This window comes from Acinetobacter sp. 1000160 (assembly GCF_000588715.1).
In the GTDB taxonomy this organism is placed as follows: domain Bacteria; phylum Pseudomonadota; class Gammaproteobacteria; order Pseudomonadales; family Moraxellaceae; genus Acinetobacter; species Acinetobacter courvalinii.
Genome location: NZ_JFWP02000011.1, coordinates 47,154 through 66,769, shown reverse-complemented (window position 1 = coordinate 66,769; position 19,616 = coordinate 47,154). Strand labels below are relative to the sequence as shown.

Here is a 19,616-nt window from a genome sequence, read left to right as displayed (position 1 = left end):
ACGGAACCTGGTTCAAGGCTGTTCAAGATAAGGATGAGGAGTAAATTTGTTGAATAAATGCCGTGTGGGTGTACCTTCTGGTAAGGAATACCGCAATTAAAACTGAATGGATCGCTTGGAGACTGATCAAAATTTCATATTAAGAATATATGAATGGAGAGCTTTGCTTTTCAAAAAGTCAAACATGCTGAGCATACAAGTTTTCAATATAAATGTGAATCATCAGTTCAAAATATGGGTATTTATTAAATAAATATTGGGTGGAAATTTAAAAAACTTCCATTAGAATCCAAATTTCTACAAAGAATACTCCTGGGGGAAACATTGCTATTGGCGATGTTTACTTAAGAAAAACTAGCTTGAGGGACGCTCATGCAGATCGGAATCCCAACCGAAACTGTCGCTGGTGAAAGTCGTGTAGCGGCTACACCGGAAACAGTGAAGAAGTTGATTAACGCAGGTCATAGCGTTGTCATTGAACGTGGTGCTGGTGTTAAAGCTGCGTATATTGACAGTGCTTATGAACAAGTTGGCGCAACCATTACGGACGATGCATATACAGGTAGCCAAATTATTTTGAAGGTACGTGCCCCTAAAGGCGACGAAATTCAAAAACTTGCGGCGAATACGACTGTGGTTGCAATGTTTGACCCTTACCGCAATCCAGAATTAGACCAGTTTGCTGCTCAGCAAGTGTCTGCTTTTGCTTTAGAACTGCTTCCACGTACGCTGTCTCGCGCACAAAACATGGATGTACTTTCTTCTCAGGCAAACCTGGCAGGCTATAAATCTGTATTGTTAGCAGCGGCTGAATATCAACGTATGTTCCCAATGTTAATGACCGCAGCAGGCACAGTAAAACCTGCCCGTGTTGTGATTATGGGGGTGGGTGTTGCTGGTCTTCAGGCGATTGCGACTGCGAAACGTTTAGGTGCTGTTGTGGAAGCAACAGACTTACGTCCGACCGCAAAAGAGCAAGTTGAATCTCTAGGCGGCAAATGGCTAGACGTGCCAATGTCCGATGAAGAAAAACAACGTGCTGCTGAAGCTGCGAAAAGCGGTTATGGTTGGCAGCCGGGTGAGCAATACATCAAAGATCAAGCTGCGATTGTCGATAAAGCTGTATCAAATGCTGACATTGTAATCACCACTGCATTGATTCCAGGTCGTAATGCGCCGCGTTTAATTAAAGCTGAAACCGTTGCCAAAATGAAACCGGGTTCTGTCATTTTAGATATGGCAGTTGAGACCGGTGGTAACGTTGAAGGTTCTAAAGAAGGCGAAACGGTTACAACTGAAAATGGCGTGAAAATTTTGGGTATCCCAAACATTCCAGGTACGGTTGCAACAGAAGCATCGGCATTGTATGCGCGTAACGTTTTTAACTTCCTTGAGACATTATTCGACAAAGACAAAGTCTTTGCGATCAATCAGGAAGATGAAATCCAGAAAGCGTTACTTGTGGCACATGGCGGTCAAGTACTGCTCAAGCGCGGTTAAGGAGAGTTCTCATGGTTGAAACGATTACAATTTTCGTCCTTGCCATCTTCGTAGGTTATTACGTGGTGTGGGGCGTAACACCTGCATTGCATACCCCTTTAATGGCGGTAACCAACGCGTTGTCTTCAATTATTGTGGTGGGTGCGATGATCCAGACCGTAGGTATGCCTGCGATTGGTGTGGATGCCAATGTTGCATTCCAAAGTGTCAATGTGGTGAGCGTGCTTGGTGCGATTGCTGTGTTTTTGGCGAGCATTAACATCTTCGGTGGCTTTGCTGTAACTGCTCGTATGCTTGAAATGTTCAAGCCGAAGCAAAAGAAAAAAGAGGGCTAAGCGATGGAATTCATTCGAGACTATGCGGATTGGTTCTACCTGATTGGTGCTGTCCTCTTTATCTTAACCTTACGTGGTTTGTCTGGCCCTAAGACTGCAATTGCGGGTAACCGTTACGGTATGATCGCAATGGCGATTGCGGTTGTGACGACCTTCTTTGTTGCTGAACATCCAGTGGTCTGGATGATCGGCGGTGCAATGGTGTTAGGTGCTGTTGTGGGTATCGCTCGTGCGAAAACCGTTCCAATGACACAAATGCCTGAAACTGTAGCATTGATGCATTCTTTGGTTGGTTTGGCTGCGGTATTGATTGCGATTGCTGCGATCTTGCATAACAACCAGCTCACTGCATTGTTTGCGCAAAATGAAGCTGCTTTAACGGCTGCGGGTGTTCAACATGCACATATGAGTTCAGTTCATTTATTTGAATTGTTCGTAGGTTGCTTCGTTGGTGCGATTACATTCACTGCATCTGTATTTGCTTACGGTAAATTGGCTGCAAAGAAATGGGCAAAAACAATCTCTGGTGCATGGGTTAAACCTGTTCAGGCCATCATCTTTATTGCAATGCTGGCGTGTGGTTTCTACTTCTTTACCACAGGAAACATGACTGCGTTCTGGGCAATGACAGCACTTGCACTTGCATTTGGCTGGGTATGGATTGCGCCAGTGGGTGGTGGTGATATGCCAGTTGTAGTATCACTGTTGAACTCATTCTCTGGTTGGGCCGCGGCAGGTATTGGTTTCACACTTGAAAACAATATGTTGATCGTTGCGGGTTCACTAGTTGGTTCTTCTGGTGCGATTCTTTCTTACATTATGTGTAAGGCGATGAACCGTTCAATCATCAACGTATTGTTTGGTGGTGCAATGGGCGGTGCGGCAGTTGCGTCAGCAGACAAGGGTGAGCAAGTTCAACGTAACCACCGTTCTGGTTCAGCAGATGACGCAGGCTTCCTGATGTCAAATGCAGACAGCGTTGTGATTGTACCAGGTTATGGTATGGCGCAAGGTCGTGCACAGAATGCAGTGAAAGAGTTGTGTGAAATTCTGAAAGAGCAGGGTGTAAAAGTTCGCTTCGCGATTCACCCGGTGGCAGGTCGTATGCCTGGTCATATGAACGTATTGTTGGCAGAAGCAGATGTTGCTTATGAAGACATCTTGGAAATGGATGAGATCAACTCGGACTTCCCTGCAACAGATGTGGTACTTGTGATTGGTGCGAACGACGTGGTTAACCCGGCGGCGAAAGATGATCCAAGCTCACCAATTTACGGTATGCCGATCCTTGAAGCGCATAAAGCACGTACCATTATGGTTATCAAGCGTTCAATGGCGACAGGTTATGCTGGCCTAGACAATGACTTGTTCTACAATGAAAAAACCATGATGATCTTTGGTGATGCCAAGAAAGTTGTGGAAGACATGACCAAAGCAATCAATGGTGGTGGTCACTAATCCGCTTCACTCAAGATTGTAAAAGCCACCTTCGGGTGGCTTTTTTATTGGAAGTTATTTGGGTTTAAATAAACTTTTCAACCAAGTTCATAGACTGCTGATAGAGGTCACGTGCCAGTTGCTGATTTTTGGCATGTGAAGATTTCCAGTCAGGCATATGTGCACTGACATATGCTCCATTGCGTTTCGCCCATTCATCCCCAATCGCCATTTGAGTAATCAGTTTTGCAGGAACAGAAGTTGGAACTAAGCCGAGTTTCATCGCCGCATAAACTGGTTTGGGTAGGTCGCGATAAATATCAGAAGCGACGCCACCTGGGTGTAAGGCATTGTTGGTGATTGAGCTATCTGCCAGTTGTTCTGCGAGGGCATTACTCAGCAATAAATTGGCAAGCTTGGATTGCCCATAATAAAACAGCGGATTATAAAAACCTTCTGCGCGGAATTTATTGGGTTTGATGGAGCCTGCCCAATGTGCGATTGAGGCTAAATGGACAATCCGTGCCTGAGGAGATTGTTTTAAAACAGGAAGCAGTTTTTGCGTCAATAAAAAATGACCGAGATAATTGACACCAAATTGTTGCTCGAAGCCATCGGCTGTCAGCTGTTTAGTCTTGGCAAATAAGCCCGCATTGTTGATTAACACATCCAGCTTGCCGTAACGATCTGCAATTTCATCGGCTGCTTTTCGGGTAAGTTCAAGGCTGTTGAGGTCAAGGGAGATCAGGTCGACTTGTGCTTGGTCGAGTGCACGTAACTTGCTTTGTGCTTGTTGCGCCTTTTGTGGGTTTCGGCAGGCAAGAATCACGTGTTGCCCTTGTTTAACCAACTGTTCTGCCGTGGCAAAACCAATGCCGGTATTGGCACCTGTAATCAGTATTTTCACTTCCTGTACTCCAGTTATGCTATTTATTGGTGGGATGGCAAGAATCTGTATAGTGCTGCAATTTTGACAATTTGTCATGTCAAAATTAAGGGCAGGTGATAACTGGTATTTGCAGGCTTTTAGAGAGCCGCGTTACTGGTCTTTGCAGATGATGAATTGTTTGAATTGGAGCTTAGTCGAAATCAGTCTGCTCGGGTAAACCTTGCAGTAACTCAAAAAAATGATGAATTTGTGCTTCTGTGACACGTGCTGTAGAAATGGGAGGTAATTCATTGCTACCAAAGAAACCCACTTCAGATGTTTCAATACTTGGTTTTAACTCACCTCCAATGAGTTCACACCAAAAGAAAGCCTTATACACATGTAAAAACATGGCTGGATGAGGATGTTTTCTCCGATCCGTCAGTGCCAGAAGTCTGGTTGCTTTCACTTCTAATCCTGTCTCTTCCAGAACTTCTTTTTCTGCATTCTCTGCTGCTGAGTAGCCAATATCAGCCCAGCCGCCTGGAATAGACCATAAGCCGTCTTCTGTTTCTTTGGCTAATAAGAGTTTATTGTCTTTAAATACGACTGCACGCACATCTATTTTAGGTGTTGCATATCCGACATCCTCAAGCACATCTGCAATAAAGTCTGTCGTGTCAATTTCTTTTAAATCAATCAAAGTGCGAACATAACTGATAATTTGGTTATAACGTTCTTTGTCGTAGACATCTTTTGAATAGTACAAACCTGTTTGCGCGAGTCCAGTAATTTTGTTGAGTGTTTCAATCCATTCAGTTGAATCTTTCATCTTGTTTTAGATTTAATTGCTGATTAGTGAATCCATACTAGCATTGTTGTGCTGATTGGCAATGAAAAGAAGCAATCTATCAAGCGGGGGAAGGAATAATAAAACTAGCTTAAAACGAGTTTTTAAGTATAAAAAAGCGACCGATTCGGTCGCTTTTTGGGAGAACTTTACGCTACAGATTCGGGTGCGCGCCAGAAGCTTTCTAGGTCGTAGAACTTACGCGCGACTTATAACAGGTGTTGTCCTTGTCTAGCCAACTGTTCTGCTGTGGTAAAACCAATACATGTATTAGTATTTGATAAATGCTGATGAAGTGAATATTATTTTATAAAGATATAAAGTAAGCTGATTTTGGGTAATCTTTTATTTTAATTGGGCTCTGGGGGTGCTAATGTTTTACCGAAGTGTTGAAAATATTTTAAGAGGCTTTGGTGATTAAAAAACTAATATTTTTGGTAATCGTATTTATCAGTTTCTCTTTTTCTTCTGTAATTTTAGCGGAACCTCTTGAAGAGGCGAGTGCAAAATATGCTGATTGTCTGATGCAACAAATTGAACCCCAAATAAAAATGCCTAAAGCTGAAAATGATATTGTGAATGATACTTTTGCTAAATGTAGGCAAGAAGAGCAAGAATTGATGGGTAGTTTTGATGCAAAAAAACTACAAGGTGAAAATTATAAAAATATGAGTGAAGCGCAACTAAAGCTGCTGGATGAAATAACCAAGGGGATAGTAAAAAAAATGAGGGAAGATATGTCTGAAACAATGCTGAAACTTATTCGAGAAGAGCGAAACGGTACAATTGCAAAATAAAACCTCAAGATCTAAAAAGAAGTTTTAGTCTTTAGAAATTAAAAAAAAGCGACCGATTCGGTCGCTTTTTTGGAGAGCTTTACGCTACAGATTCGGGTGCACGCCATAAGCTTTCTAGGTCATAGAACTTACGCGCGGTTGGTAACATTACATGTACCACAACGAAACCGAGATCGATTAAGATCCATTCAGCATCGCGTTCACCTTCGACACCGATTGGGCGGAAACCTGCTTTACGTGCTTCATCAGCAACATTGTCTGCAAGGGCTTTAACATGACGTGTCGATGTACCGCTTGCAATTACAATTGCATCGGCAACATTGCTGATCGTACTTACGTCAAGTTCAAGAATATCTTTGGCTTTTACATCAGTGAGAGCTTCATGTACAACTTTAAGGCAAGCGTGTACATCTTTGTTCGCTGTTTTGATTTTTAGGTCGTGAGAATTAGAAGCGCTGGGCGATGGTTCTAAATTCATAGAGGGTATATTTTCCTGACAATTGCTCATTCTCAAATATACCGTTTTTCTCTAAAAAGTTCAAATTTTAGCAGTAACAGTTTATGTATTCACATCATTGGAAAAGTACTTCTTTTTCCAGGCAAAAGATTGATCTGACTGGTTTTTTGGCCGATATTCCGCTGCAATAAGACCGCGATAGTCGCTTTGTAGCAGCCAGTCAAAGATCTGTTTATACGGGATATTTCCTGTATCTGGCTCATGGCGACCCGGACAGTCGGCAAATTGAATATGTCCAATCTGGTGTAGATTTTCTTGTAGCCCGGCTAAAACATCTTCCCCCATCATCGCCATATGATAACAGTCATATTGCATTTTTAAGGCTGGATGGTTGACTGCCTCTAACATTTCCTGACCCTGAGCAATGTTCTGAATCAAAAAACGTGGCATATCGGTGCCATTAATCATCTCGAAAACCAGTTCGATACCTTGCTCGCTCAACATGTGGCAAGCAAGCTTCAGGTTGCTGGCTAGCGTATTCAGGCAAGGGAGCAGATCTGCATCCAGAGGTTGTTTGCCGGCCAGAATATTAACGCGCGGCACATTGAGAGCGGTGGCATAGCGTATTGCCAGTTCAAGCGCCTGATGGAATTCAATTTCTTTTCCCGGGATACCTGCCAGCCCGTTACCGCCTTGCATCAGATCACCGGCAGGAACATTGATCAGGCATAGTGACAGATTATGTTGTTCCAGTTGGGTGCGCAGATCAACTACGTCTAATTCATAAGGAAACTGAATTTCAACCTGTTGAAATCCGTGTGCATGGGCTAAAGCAAAGCGCTCAATTAAAGGGACTTCGGTAAAAATCATTGATAAATTGACTGCGAGATGGCTCATATTCTGACTCCCTGAATCAATAGACCCTGTTTATTGTTCTATAACTTTGATAATAGTAGCTAAATCCTTCTCGGCAAAGCCATTTTCTTGGTGGGCTTGTAACTGTAGTAAGGCTTTTTGTGCGACAGGTATCTTTAAGTTAAAACTTTGTGCCAGTTGTAGTGCATTGTTGAGGTCTTTTGACAAAGTTTGCACTTTCCATTGTACCGGTTCAAAGGTCTCGGTTGCCATGCGCGGCGCCAGTATCTGGAACGGCTTTGAATCGGCAAAGCCGCCTGCAAGGGCGGGAGCCAATAGGGTGGTGTCTACACCTGCCTGATCTGCCAGTGCCACCGCTTCAGCAATCAAAGTACTGTTGGCTGCCACAATTAACTGATTACAAATCTTGGTGGCTTGGCCTGTACCCGAGTCACCCATACGGGTTACCCGCTGCGACAGCACCTGATAAATAGGATCAAGTTGCTGGATGATCGCCGCATCACCCCCTGCAAAAATGACTAAGGTTCCTTGTTCAGCCCCCATGGTTCCACCGGATACAGGAGAGTCAATCCAGATCACACCCTGTTGTTGTGCTGCTTGGGCAAGACTTAGCGTCGCGGCAACGGATAGGCTGGAAAAATCCACAATGATTTGCTGTGCTTTTAAGGCTGGCTGAATTTGGGAAAATACACTTTGAACGGCCTGATCATCGGCCAGACAGGTTAAAACCACAGGATAATTTCCAATCTCTGCCAAGTCCAGACTTTGAGCACCTTGTTGAATCAGCACTTCACATGCATGAGGACTACGGTTCCAGACCGCCACCGTATAACCGGCTTGTAACAGTCGGCTGGCCATACGTGTACCCATTAAACCCATACCTAAGAATGCGATGGGTGTTTGTTGATTAACATGCATGTGAATGTTCCCTGATTGTGCTTATTTATATTGGCGCGGTAAAAATTCCACTTCCGGGTTTTTATCCTTCTTACGCGCAAGACGACTATTTTTACCTAATATAAGTTTAAGTTGCCACAGCTTTTCCAGACGTAATGCTTTTTCCGGTTGGTGTTCCATTGCATCCAGTACGCGTTTTGCAGCCATAATCGCATCAGGTGAACGCTGTAATATTTCTTCGGCAATCAGCTGGGCTTTTGCCAATGGATCATTGTCTAAATGCGTTACCAGACCGATTTGCTTGGCATATTCGGCATCAAAGATGCGTGCGGTCAGCGTCAGTTCTTTGGCAAGATCAACGCCAATCAGACCTTTCAGGGAGCGGGTCAGTCCCATATCCGGTACAAGGCCCCAACGACTTTCCATAATCGACATTTTAGTGCTTGGTGTTGCGATGCGAATATCTGCGGCAAGTGCCAGTTGCATGCCAGCGCCAAAGCAATAGCCTTCAATGGCTGCAATCACAGGAATCGGCAGGGTCTGCCAGATTAAAAATGCTTTTTGAAACAGGCTCTGGCCCGGCTTGATCAGTTCCCATGCTGCAAATGCGGTATTCTTCGGATTATTTAGATCAGACAGGTCGATGCCAGCACTAAATACATTGGCTTCACCCGTTAAGATGACACAGCGGATTGAACGGTCTTTTTCAATTTTTTTGGCGGTGGCCACCAGTTCTTTTAGCAGGGCAAAGCTCATTGCATTGCGTTTGTCTGGTCGGTTTAAAGAAACGGTCGCAATTCCATTGTTCTTTTCAACGCGTAAAAGTGCCATCTGTCTTACTCTTATTGTGTTCGATGAGGCAGCATAACATGAGTGTCAGGGCTGAAACATGACACCCCAGTCACCTTAACTGTCGTGCGCATGCAAGATCAAATGTGCTGCCTGTCTGACCTGTTCAATCGCTGTATTGAGCTCACTGAAACGATGATTGGTTTCACGGATAAATTGATCATCTGCTTTACGGCGCTCTTTGCGTAAGGTCGAGACAAACTGTTCAAACTCACCTGAGACCTGTTGCAGATTCGGTGTACCGACATAGCGGGTTGCGCCATACAGACGGTGCAGCACATGCTCAAGCTGTGGAAAATCTTCCATTTCAATCAACTGCTGCATTTCTGCAAGTTCGGTATCGAAACTGTCGACCAGCATATTCAATAGGTCTTGCGCCAAATCTTCTTTGTTTGCAGCCAACTGCACGCTTTGTTGCCAGTTCAGAATATGAGGGTCAATGGACTCGATTGGACGCTTTTGTTCAATATTGACTGGCTGGGCACTAAAGTTATTCTTGGTCCAGTGCGTCAGGATCTGGATGATCTGTTCCATCTGAATCGGTTTGGTGACATAGTCATTCATCCCCACTTTAAGCAACTTCTGCTTTTCATCTGCCAGTGCATGTGCGGTGAGGGCAATGATGGGTAGTTGCATGCCGTTATCAAGCGTCGATTCTAGAGAGCGGATGGCGCGCGTGGTATCAATCCCTGACATGACCGGCATTTGAATGTCCATAAATACCAGATCAAATGGTGGTGATTTTTGCTCGATACGCTCCTGAATAATATCAATGGCTTTTTGTCCGCTGAGTGCTTTGGTGGTGGTGACATTGAGTTCACCTAGTAAAGCTTCAAGTACAATCAGGTTAGGTAGATGATCGTCAACGGCCAGAACGTGTAGGCCTTGACCATTAAAGTCTTCAGGTTCCTGTTCGAAAATCGGCTGGTTACCGAGTAACTGAACCAGTTCGCGACGACTAAGCGGTTGATACAGCGGACGAGCGCGATATTCATTCAGCATATTTGGATCAAGGCTCATCTGGTAACCATACACCGCAAGGTTACCGTGATAACGCTGACGAATTTCTTTTAACAGGGCTTCGGTATCGCCGCTATGGTCCACAATCAGCCAAGTGCTTTCTTGCTGATTGAGATGATTTAAACGACTGAACAAGTCCAGAATAGATTGGGTTTCGATATGGGAAACCCGATAATTTTCCAGATAGGAGCGTAACACGCTGGCCGTCGCAGGGTGGGCCAGATAAGACACCACCTGTAAATGGTCAAAATGAGGATGCTCGACAAACTCATCCTGTTCTTCCACTTTAAAGGATGCGGTAAACCAGAAGGTCGAGCCTTTCTCTGTGGGTGCGCGTTCCTGATTGTCTTCAAAGCCAATCTGGCCATGCATCAAATGTACGAGCTGTTTGGAAATGGCCAGACCGAGTCCGGTTCCACCAAATTGACGGGTAACCGAAGCATCCCCTTGGGAAAAGGATTCGAATAATTTTTTACGGTCAGTCCCGCTTAAGCCAATACCGCTGTCCTGTACGCTGAAATGCAATAAACATTGTCCGATTTCATCATCTTCCATCCGCACCCGCACAATGATCTCGCCGTCAGGGGTGAACTTGATCGCATTGGAAATCAGGTTGGTCAGAATCTGTTTGAAACGTAACGCATCACCGACCACATGCTGTGGAATGTTTTCAGCATAATAGAAGGCCATATTGATATGCTTTTGTGCCGCCAGCGGCGAGAGCATATCCATCACATCAAAGATGGCTTCTTCAAGATCAAAGGGGGCGGTTTCGAGTTCCAGTTTACCTGCATCAATTTTAGAAAAGTCCAGTACATCATTAATCAGTGCCAATAAATGCGCTGAGGATTTTCGAATGGTTTGCAGGTACAGGTTCTGTTCATTACTCAGGTTTTGCTGACGTAAGAGCAAATGAATAAAGCCATCAATACTATTCAGTGGCGTTCTGAGCTCATGACTGATATTGGCCAGGAAAACCGACTTGGACTGATTGGATGAAATCGCCTGGTCACGCGCCTGACGATAGGTAATGTTCTGAACCTCCAAGGTATCCAGAGTCCGACGTAAATCTTCTTCGGTCTGTTCGGTATGTTCTTTTAATTCGAGAAAGCTAAAGTGCAGGCGTTTGACGACATTGGCAATGTCACGCTGTAGTAAACGCAGTTCACCGGTACTATTCACCACAATATGTTGATCGAGGGTGTCGGCATTGAGTCGTTGCATCTGCATACGAATCTCGTAGATCGGGGCCAGCCAGCGGCGGGAGAACACATTCAGGCAGAATAGTAAAATCAAGATGGTCAATAAACCGGTGACCACCAATGAAAGTAAGACTTTATAACGGGCCAGTTCCAGTGGTTGATTGTCCAGTTCAATCATCAGCCAGACGGAATCAGGATTGCCGCTGTCCAGTTTTGCACCGTAAATATTATTGTGGTTATGCGAAATCGGGCCGAAAAAATTACTGTTATTGGGGAAGTTAGGCCAGAAGCGGTTGTTTTGATAACCGACACTTAAATAGGTCTGTCCTTTATTATCAATCAGCACTGCACGTTGTAAATTCTTTTCATCAAACATTTTTTGCATGATGTTTTGCGCACGGTCATATTGATCGGGCTGCTCTTGCACCAACTTTAATAAATCATTCGCGGTTTGATGATAACGCGCCAGAATCGCCGAGGCATCTGAGCGCTGTTGCTGTTTGGCTGAGTTGGTGGTTTCGGCTAAAACCCAGAGAATTCCTACACTTGTCAAAATTGCAATTGGCACAAGAATCAGTGCAATCAACTGCCCATAAGCATGATTGAGGCGTAAACGTTTCGATATGGTCTTATTGAAATTTGACATAGTTCGGTCAGATTTATCATTCTGCGCAATATCTTAGCATGCTTTCTGATAAGCGCAGCGATCTGCTTGCCAATAAAAAGCAGAGTGAAATGGTGCAGTATTTCTGTTTTTTTCATACAATAGTCGCCACCTTAATATCGGTGTCGATCATGACGAATACGCAAACTGATTTTTTAGCAGATGAATTTTTACTGGATGAGTATGTCGGTAAAACCCCTTTAGTACGTTTGCAGCGTTTAGCGTGTCATACCCAGGCCACGGTATTAGCCAAATTAGAAGGTAACAATCCGGCAGGCTCGGTCAAGGATCGTCCTGCCTATAACATGATTGTACAGGCCGAAAAACGTGGACAGATCCAGCCAGGCGATACCTTGATTGAAGCCACCAGTGGTAATACCGGTATTGCTTTGGCGATGGTTGCGGCCATGCGCGGCTATAAAATGAAGCTGATCATGCCTAACAACATGAGTCAGGAACGTAAAGATGCCATGCTGGCTTATGGTGCGGAGTTGATTGAAGTGACTCAGCAGCAAGGGATGGAAGGCGCGCGTGATCTGGCGATGCAGATGCAGGCAGAAGGCAAGGGTTTTGTACTGAACCAGTTTGGTAACCCGGACAATGTCGAGGCCCATTACCTGACCACAGGACCTGAAATCTGGAAGCAAACAGGCGGCAAGATTACCCATTTCGTTAGCTCGATGGGCACAACAGGTACGATCATGGGGGTTTCTAAATATTTGAAGGAACAAAACCCTGATATTCAGATTGTCGGTCTGCAACCTTCAGACGGTTCCAGCATTGCCGGCATTCGCCGTTGGCCTGAAGAATATCTGCCAACCATTTTTGACCGTAGTCGTGTCGACCGTATTATTGATATTCCCCAGATTGAAGCAGAAAAAACCATGCGTAAGCTGGCACGTACCGAGGGGATCAGTGCGGGTACCTCTTCCGGTGGTGCAGTTTGGGCATCGGTTAAACTTGCTGAAGAAACCCCTGATGCCGTGATTGTCTGCATTATCTGCGACCGCGGTGACCGTTATTTATCAACGGGTTTATTTTCAGTTCAAGATTAGAATCTCCCCCTAACCCCCTCTTTAAAAAAGAGGGAGAACTCCTCCCTTTATAAAAGGGAGGTTGGGAGGGATTGGTAGAGATTTTAAGATGAATTTACGCTTTCCGATTTTAGTGTTTGATATTGAGACCCTGACTGATCTCAAGGCCGGGGCACATCTCCATGATCTGGACTTGCCAGCAGCCGATGTAGAACAGGCATTGACCAAGATTCGCCGCCAGGAATCAGGTGTAGAGTTTCAGCGTCTGCCTTTACATGAGATTGTCTGTATTTCTGGATTATGGATTGATGAAAAAGGTTTTCGCCTGTTTTCATTCAGTCAGGAACAGAATAGCGAAGCAGAAATGCTGGCCAAGTTCCTGTCTATTTTTGACAAGAAACAGCCGACACTGGTGAGCTGGAATGGTTCGCAATTTGACTTGCCTGTGATTCTGTTCCGTGCCATGTACCACGGCCTGTCTGCGCCGAGCCTGTTTGACCAGGGCGAAATTGACCAGCAGAAGCGGTACAACAATTATCAGAATCGCTATCATCATCGTCATGTTGACCTGATGGATGTGATGGCCATGTTTAATGGTCGTAATTTCCAGAAGCTGGATGATATTGCCTGTTTGCTGGGTTTTCCGGGCAAACGTGGTGAAGTTGGCTATCGTGTGCCAGACTATGTCCGTACTGAACAATGGTTAAAACTGACCAGTTATTGTGAAGGCGATGTGCTGAATACATGGTTGGTCTATATCCGCTGGTTGCTGCTAAAAGGTCAGCTCAATCAAAAAGATCATCAACAGTTGATTCAGGCAACGATTGATTATTTACAAACTCAAACGCAACAAACTGAATTTTTACAGGTATGGCAACAAACATCGCAATATACTGTATTTACCGCACCCACTTTTGCGCCAAAAAATTAGGTTCATCTTTTGAAACACAAAGCGAAACATCGCCCCGCCCAATATCCAACCTATACCTTTCAAATCGAAGCGTTTTCTCATGAAGGGCGCGGCATCGCGCATTATGGAACGCATCCTGACCATCCTAAAGAAAAGCATGGCAAGAAAGTCTTTATTCGCTATGGTCTCGTCGGTGAAACGGTACAGGCAAAGATTACCAACCAGACTTCTCGTCTGGAAGAAGCCGACATGATCAAGCTGGAAGGTGAGGCGGCTGAAGGTCGTGTCGATCCGATCTGTCCTCATTTTGGGGTATGTGGTGGCTGTAGCCTGCAACATATTCATCCTGACCAGCAGATTTTGTTGAAACAGAATGTGTTGAAGTCGCATTTACAACATTTTGCTGGTTTAGAGCCTGAGCAATGGCTGGCACCGATCCGTTCGGTAAAAACCGATTATCGCCGTCGTGCCCGTATCGGGGTGCGCTATATTGCCAAACAGAACCGTTTGGTGATGGGTTTTCGTGAGCATCATAGTAATCACCTCACTGCCATCCAGCAGTGCAATGTATTGGATCAAACTTTGTCCGAAAGCTTGCCTGAACTTAGAAAATTACTCGAAAGTCTTACAGGCAAAGCCCATATCGGTCATATAGAATTGGCCATGGGCGATACCGAGGTGGCATTGCTGATTCGTCATCTTGATGAATTAAATGTGTCGGATGTCAACCAATTACGTCAGTTTACGTTACTCAAGGGATGGCAGTTGTATTTGCAGCCCAAAGGGGCAGAGAGTTTACATCGTGTAGATGATGCTCAGGCACCGATGCGCTTGCATTACAGTCTGGATGATTTTGCAGTCAAATTTGCATTTTCACCTTTAGACTTTACCCAGGTGAACAGCGCTGTAAATGCACAGATGATTCACTTGGCATGTGAATTGCTTCAGTTACAGCAAGGGGAGAGAGTGCTTGACCTGTTCTGTGGATTAGGCAATTTCTCGCTCCCGATTGCACGTCGTGTGGGTGAAACGGGTCAAGTGGTGGGTGTTGAAGCAAGTGACGAGATGGTGCAACGGGCAACTGAAAATGCGAAAGCCAATCAGTTGTCACAAGCGATGTTCTTTTCACAAGATTTAACAAAAGACTTTTCGCATCATTCTTGGGCGAAACAGGGATTTGATGCATTATTAATTGATCCTCCACGATCGGGTGCGTTTGAAGTCATGCAATATGTACCTAATTTTGGAGCGAAAAGAATCGTTTATGTATCATGTAACCCATCAACACTGGCAAGGGATGCAGGTGTACTGGCACAATATGGCTATCGGTTAAAGAAAGCTGCGGTGATGGACATGTTTACGCATACTGAACATGTTGAATCGATTGCCCTGTTTGAGAAAATTGAGAAGCTGGAAAAAATCGAAGAGATAAACGATTAAAAAATGAGTTACATATCCAGAGGAGAAAGGTATGGTCACAGTACGTGAACAGTTACCTGGACGACTCCAAGAGTTGTCTGAGGAAGCGACTGTAGAACATGCCGCTGAAGCGCAAAGTAGTCTGGTCTCCTGGCTAGATCGGGTGCGTGGTATTTTGGATGGGGCTGAGCTGAAACAACTTCAAAAAGTTGCCGAGCTGACCTTAGCAAAAGAGTTGCAAGCGACGGATCATCGTATCAATACCTTTAGTACAGGTATTGGTATGGCAGATATTTTGGCCCATTTGCATGTCGACGAAGACACGCTTTCAGCGGCAGTGTTATATCGTAGTGTACGTGAAGGTCTGATTACTTTAGAGGACATTCAACAGCAGTTTGGCGAGCAGGTTCTGGCTTTGGTAAAAGGCACACTTGCAATGGGTAAACTGTCGGAGTTGATTGAAAAGAATAAGCGTTTAGAAGACCATTTTAATAATAATCAACGTGAACATCTAAACGGCATTTATAAGATGCTGATTTCAGTGACGGAAGATGTTCGGGTTGTACTGATCAAGCTGGCAGAACGTACCTACGCCTTGCGTGAATTGGCTACCGCCAGCAAAGAGCGCCAAGAGCGTGTGGCACGTGAGATTCTGACCATTTACTCGCCGCTTGCTCATCGTTTGGGGATTGCCCAGCTCAAATGGGAGCTGGAGGATCTGGCCTTTCGTTATCTGGCCCCGGAACGCTATAAAGAAATTGCGTCTTTGCTGAACGAAAAGCGTCTGGAACGTGAGCAATATATTCAGTTTGTGATTGATAAACTGAAAACCGAACTGGCTGCATATGATATTCAGGCGGAAATCACCGGGCGCGTGAAGCACATTTATTCGATTTATCGAAAAATGAAAAGCAAGAACCTGAGCTTCGATCAGCTTTATGATATTCGGGCAGTGCGTGTACTGGTCAAGAGCGTTCCAGATTGCTATCACGCTCTGGGCATCGTTCATCAGATCTGGCGGCATATTCCGAACCAGTTCGATGACTATGTCACCAATCCGAAAGCCAATGGCTATCGTTCATTGCATACCGCGGTAATTGCTGAGAACAAGTCATTGGAAGTACAGATTCGTACTTTTGAAATGCATAACGAAGCTGAGCTTGGGGTGTGTTCGCACTTTAACTATAAAGAAGGTGCCAAGAATACCGATCATTCCTTTAATGACCGCTTGCATTCATTACGTGCGGTCCTTGAGCATTATCAGGAACGTACTGAAACCACGCCACATGCTGAAGATGAAGAATCGAATGGCATTGATCAGATTCAGGATTTTGAGAATTTTGAAAAGATCTATGTGTTTAGCCGTGATGGGGATATCAAGGAATTACCACGTGGTTCCACTGTTCTAGACTTTGCCTATCATGTGCACACCGAGGTTGGAAACAAGTGCTATGCGGCACGAGTGAACCAGCGTTATGTGCCTTTAACCTATATGTTAAAGACCGGTGAGCAGGTTGAGATTTTAACCAAGAAAGATCGTGAACCGAACCGTGACTGGTTGGTGAATTCGCTGGGTTATATCAAGACTGCACGTGCACGTGACAAGTTACGTCACTGGTTTAGGCAGCAAGACCGTAGCAAGAATGTCGAAGTCGGGCGTGAGCTACTCACGAAAGAGCTGGCACGTTTAGCCATTCATCCCAAGAGTATTGACCTGAAGGATTATTCATCTCATTTCAACCTGAAATCGGGTGATGATATTCTGGTGGCTTTGGTCAGCGGTGATATCAGCCTGCATGCCTTGATGAATCAGGTCAACCGTCAGATGCATCTGGATCAGGATGAACCTGAACTGGTGCTGAAACCGGCGTTAAATCCGCGTGCCAGCCATACGCTATCTGCGCATGGTATCCTGATTGATGGGCTGGACAATGTCGAGCTGCATATTGCACAATGTTGTCAGCCGGTACATGGTGAATCGATTGGCGGTTATATCACCTTGAATCGTGGCGTCAGTATCCATAAGGTGGCATGTCCAGATTACCTGCGCATGACCACACAAGAGCCTGAACGCGCGGTTGAAGCGGACTGGGAAATGCAGCCAACCCGTGGTCAGAGTGTTCAGATCGTGGTGGAAGCGTATGATCGTCGTGGTTTGCTCAAGGATCTGACTCAGGTGATTTTTTCAGACCAGATCAATATCCGTCAGGTCAATACCATTTCTGAGGCAGATGGTATTGCCAATATGAAGTTATTGATTGAAGTCAAAGGTTTGGCACAGTTGTCCAGATTGCTGGCTCGTCTGGAGCAGCAGCCCGGGATTATCAGTGCCAGACGTCTGGTACAAGGCAGTTAAGCTGGTCAACGTAAAAAGCTGCATTTCGATGCAGCTTTTTTATGCCTAACGTTTGGATAAAAACAGATTGGTCCAGCGATTCAGGAACTGCGGACTAATGCTGGATAACTGATAGAGCAGTCTGGTTTTTATGCCGACAGGCGTATGGGTAGGGAGCAAGGCATGATCTTTGTGTTGTGCCAAATCTAGAACCTGTTTTGCGACATCGGCAGGAGTCAAATCCACACCCATATTCTGGATACTGCCTGCATCCATATTTTTCACCATGTTGGTTTGTACAAATAAAGGCATCACATCCAGAACACGAATTTTATATTTCTGCCATTCTACATCCAGAGCCTCGGTTAAACCGCGCACCGCAAATTTACTGGCGGAGTAAGACGCCAGATCAGCTTGACCGTAAATCGCTGAGGCAGAGGAGAGGTTGATGACACGGGCAAAACTGGCCTGTTGCAGGTGCGCTAACGCGGCATGGCAGCCATTGAGCATGCCTTTGACATTGATATCAATAATGCGGTGATGCAATTGAATATCCGTATTTTCAAATGGTCCTGAGTAGAGAATGCCGGCATTGTTAATGAGCAGGTTAAGTTCACCAGCCCAGTGAGTAAATTCCTGCAATGCGGTTTGCCATTGTTGGTAATCGCTGACATCCAGATAACCGGCTTTGGCATGTATGCCCAGTTCTGCAGCTAAAGCCTGTGCCTGGGGTTGATTGATGTCATAGATCCCCACTTTGAAACCTTGCTGGTAGAAGAGTCGGGCGATTTCAGCACCAATGCCTTGTGCAGCCCCACTAATAAAAACACTCTGTTGCATTGCCTTCCCTTGCTTTATATTGATAGTTTTTGCGTGCGTGTATATTACGCATAAGCGTATTCGGGCTGCAACACGTTGCTTCGATCAAGTGTGGAGATCATCATGGAAAAGTTATTGGCAATCATGCAAGAGTTAAGACAAAAGTGTCCATGGGATCAACAGCAAACACCAGAAAGCTTAACCCGTTATGCCATTGAAGAAGCTTATGAAGTCGAGGCAGCAATCCGTTCGGGGGACATCGATGAAATCCGCAATGAACTGGGTGATTTATTGTTGCAAGTGGTGTTTCAGTCGCAAATGTTTGATGAAAAAGGATTATTTGATTTTCATGATGTGGTGAATGCAATCAGTGAAAAATTAATTCGCCGTCATCCCCATGTTTTTGAGGCGGAAAAATATCAAAATTTGAGTGCTGAGCAAGTCAGTGCATTATGGAAACAGATTAAAAAACAGGAAAAACAGGGTAAAGTACAGTCTCGGTTAGATGAGATCAAGCATGCACCTGCACTGGTACAGGCACATGAAATTCAAAAAAAGGCAGCACAGCTGGGTTTTGATTTTGAATGTGTTGAAGACGCTTATGGCAAACTGGATGAGGAACTCGAAGAGTTACAGCAGGCGATCAAAAGCCACAATAGCGATGATATTCAGGAAGAGTTTGGAGATTGCTTATTCTCACTGATCAATGTGGGACGAAAGCTTGGCGTGTCGAGTGAGAGCGCATTATTGGCGACGATCCATAAATTTAGAAGCCGTTTTGCTTTTATTGAGCAGCAGGCACAACGACAACATAAAGACTTGCAAGACATGAGTTTGGCTGAAATGGATGAGCTCTGGAAGCAAGCAAAACGACAATTAAAAGCTCAGGAGAGCAACCATGATATTGCAGCAAGTATGCCGCAAACATAAGTTTTTTCTATTCATTATTTTGTGCTTGGGGTGTGTATCACCTCTTAAGGCACAGCAGTTTGACCAGGCCTATCAGCAATGGAAAACTCAGCAACAGCTACGTGACCAGCAGTTGGCGAATCAGGCAAATAATAATTATTATTTATCCCGCCCCACTCAGCAGGCTCCACAGCGGCTTTCATCTTCTGTAAATATTCCGGGCGATAAGATTAGCTTGAATCAGGCCAGCTTGCAGCAATTACAAATGTTAAATGGGGTAGGTGAGAAAAAAGCGCAAGCAATTATGGAATATCGGCAAAAAAATGGCGGTTTTAAAAGCGTCGATGAGTTGATGAATATCAAGGGAATCGGGCCAAAATTGTTAGAGAAAAACAAAGCAAGGCTGATGTTATAAACCTGATATTGTCATAAAGTGAT

18 protein-coding genes are annotated in these 19,616 nt (G+C 44.8%); 10 read left to right on the top strand and 8 right to left on the bottom strand.

The annotated features are described in order from the left end of the window. Positions 1 to 372 precede the first annotated feature (372 nt). Genes J699_RS01755 through J699_RS01765 form a run of 3 tightly spaced genes read left to right on the top strand, consistent with a single transcriptional unit; the run spans position 373 to position 3,293 of the window. Positions 373 to 1,500: a Re/Si-specific NAD(P)(+) transhydrogenase subunit alpha gene (locus J699_RS01755; protein WP_032871103.1), complete on the top strand. Its 1,128-nt coding sequence runs from the start codon at positions 373 to 375 to the stop codon at positions 1,498 to 1,500. 11 nt (positions 1,501 to 1,511) lie between these two features. After that, positions 1,512 to 1,835 carry a proton-translocating transhydrogenase family protein gene (locus J699_RS01760; RefSeq protein ID WP_004774657.1) on the top strand — a complete coding sequence of 108 codons (324 nt, stop codon included), beginning with the start codon at positions 1,512 to 1,514 and terminating at the stop codon, positions 1,833 to 1,835. A 3-nt stretch (positions 1,836 to 1,838) separates the two neighbouring features. After that, positions 1,839 to 3,293, top strand: coding sequence for an NAD(P)(+) transhydrogenase (Re/Si-specific) subunit beta (locus tag J699_RS01765; protein WP_009509823.1), 1,455 nt, complete (start codon positions 1,839 to 1,841; stop codon positions 3,291 to 3,293). 64 nt (positions 3,294 to 3,357) lie between these two features. Here J699_RS01765 and J699_RS01770 read toward each other — a convergent pair whose 3' ends face one another. Together J699_RS01770 and J699_RS01775 are read right to left on the bottom strand one after the other, a co-directional pair. Then, a complete protein-coding gene (locus tag J699_RS01770; RefSeq protein ID WP_032871106.1) occupies positions 3,358 to 4,179 on the bottom strand; it encodes an SDR family NAD(P)-dependent oxidoreductase in 822 nt (273 codons plus the stop codon). Positions 4,180 to 4,351: 172 nt separating this feature from the next. Further along, positions 4,352 to 4,972: an NUDIX hydrolase gene (locus tag J699_RS01775; RefSeq protein WP_032871109.1), complete on the bottom strand. Its 621-nt coding sequence runs from the start codon at positions 4,970 to 4,972 to the stop codon at positions 4,352 to 4,354. Positions 4,973 to 5,403: 431 nt separating this feature from the next. Here J699_RS01775 and J699_RS01780 point away from each other — a divergent pair, with 431 nt between their 5' ends. Continuing rightward, positions 5,404 to 5,787, top strand: a complete 384-nt coding sequence (locus tag J699_RS01780) for a hypothetical protein (RefSeq protein ID WP_032871111.1) — start codon at positions 5,404 to 5,406, stop codon at positions 5,785 to 5,787. A gap of 79 nt (positions 5,788 to 5,866) precedes the next feature. Here the strand turns inward: J699_RS01780 and rsfS are convergent, their stop codons facing one another. From rsfS to J699_RS01805, 5 genes are all read right to left on the bottom strand, one after another. Further along, positions 5,867 to 6,265, bottom strand: coding sequence for a ribosome silencing factor (gene rsfS, locus J699_RS01785; RefSeq protein WP_005228728.1), 399 nt, complete (start codon positions 6,263 to 6,265; stop codon positions 5,867 to 5,869). A gap of 81 nt (positions 6,266 to 6,346) precedes the next feature. Beyond that, a complete protein-coding gene (locus J699_RS01790; RefSeq protein WP_032871114.1) occupies positions 6,347 to 7,141 on the bottom strand; it encodes a hydroxypyruvate isomerase family protein in 795 nt (264 codons plus the stop codon). 30 nt (positions 7,142 to 7,171) lie between these two features. After that, positions 7,172 to 8,038 carry an NAD(P)-dependent oxidoreductase gene (locus tag J699_RS01795; RefSeq protein ID WP_032871116.1) on the bottom strand — a complete coding sequence of 289 codons (867 nt, stop codon included), beginning with the start codon at positions 8,036 to 8,038 and terminating at the stop codon, positions 7,172 to 7,174. 21 nt (positions 8,039 to 8,059) lie between these two features. Beyond that, positions 8,060 to 8,848, bottom strand: coding sequence for a crotonase/enoyl-CoA hydratase family protein (locus J699_RS01800; protein WP_032882977.1), 789 nt, complete (start codon positions 8,846 to 8,848; stop codon positions 8,060 to 8,062). A gap of 75 nt (positions 8,849 to 8,923) precedes the next feature. Continuing rightward, positions 8,924 to 11,734: an ATP-binding protein gene (locus tag J699_RS01805; RefSeq protein WP_009509757.1), complete on the bottom strand. Its 2,811-nt coding sequence runs from the start codon at positions 11,732 to 11,734 to the stop codon at positions 8,924 to 8,926. A 149-nt stretch (positions 11,735 to 11,883) separates the two neighbouring features. On the opposite strand from J699_RS01805, the gene cysM reads away from it, so the two are divergent. The 4 genes from cysM (at position 11,884) to J699_RS01825 (ending at position 17,471) form a co-directional block, all read left to right on the top strand. Continuing rightward, on the top strand, positions 11,884 to 12,807 hold the full coding sequence (cysM, locus tag J699_RS01810) for a cysteine synthase CysM (RefSeq protein ID WP_032871178.1): 924 nt from the start codon (positions 11,884 to 11,886) through the stop codon (positions 12,805 to 12,807). An 88-nt stretch (positions 12,808 to 12,895) separates the two neighbouring features. Next, on the top strand, positions 12,896 to 13,717 hold the full coding sequence (locus J699_RS01815) for a 3'-5' exonuclease (protein ID WP_005228735.1): 822 nt from the start codon (positions 12,896 to 12,898) through the stop codon (positions 13,715 to 13,717). Positions 13,718 to 13,726: 9 nt separating this feature from the next. Next, complete coding sequence (gene rlmD, locus J699_RS01820) at positions 13,727 to 15,136, top strand: 23S rRNA (uracil(1939)-C(5))-methyltransferase RlmD (RefSeq protein ID WP_005228736.1); 1,410 nt, start codon at positions 13,727 to 13,729, stop codon at positions 15,134 to 15,136. Between the two features lie 31 nt (positions 15,137 to 15,167). Continuing rightward, positions 15,168 to 17,471 (top strand): RelA/SpoT family protein, encoded by a 2,304-nt coding sequence (locus tag J699_RS01825; protein WP_005228737.1) that lies wholly within the window; start codon positions 15,168 to 15,170, stop codon positions 17,469 to 17,471. A gap of 45 nt (positions 17,472 to 17,516) precedes the next feature. Here J699_RS01825 and J699_RS01830 read toward each other — a convergent pair whose 3' ends face one another. Continuing rightward, complete coding sequence (locus J699_RS01830) at positions 17,517 to 18,290, bottom strand: SDR family oxidoreductase (RefSeq protein ID WP_032871121.1); 774 nt, start codon at positions 18,288 to 18,290, stop codon at positions 17,517 to 17,519. A gap of 102 nt (positions 18,291 to 18,392) precedes the next feature. Between J699_RS01830 and mazG the strand changes: the two genes are divergently transcribed. Continuing rightward, complete coding sequence (mazG, locus tag J699_RS01835; RefSeq protein ID WP_032871123.1) at positions 18,393 to 19,199, top strand: nucleoside triphosphate pyrophosphohydrolase; 807 nt, start codon at positions 18,393 to 18,395, stop codon at positions 19,197 to 19,199. Continuing rightward, the gene (locus J699_RS01840; RefSeq protein WP_005228743.1) at positions 19,168 to 19,593 is read left to right on the top strand and encodes a ComEA family DNA-binding protein; all 426 of its coding nucleotides are present in this window, start codon (positions 19,168 to 19,170) and stop codon (positions 19,591 to 19,593) included. The genes mazG and J699_RS01840 overlap by 32 nt, the downstream gene beginning before the upstream one ends. The last annotated feature ends 23 nt before the right edge of the window (positions 19,594 to 19,616 follow it).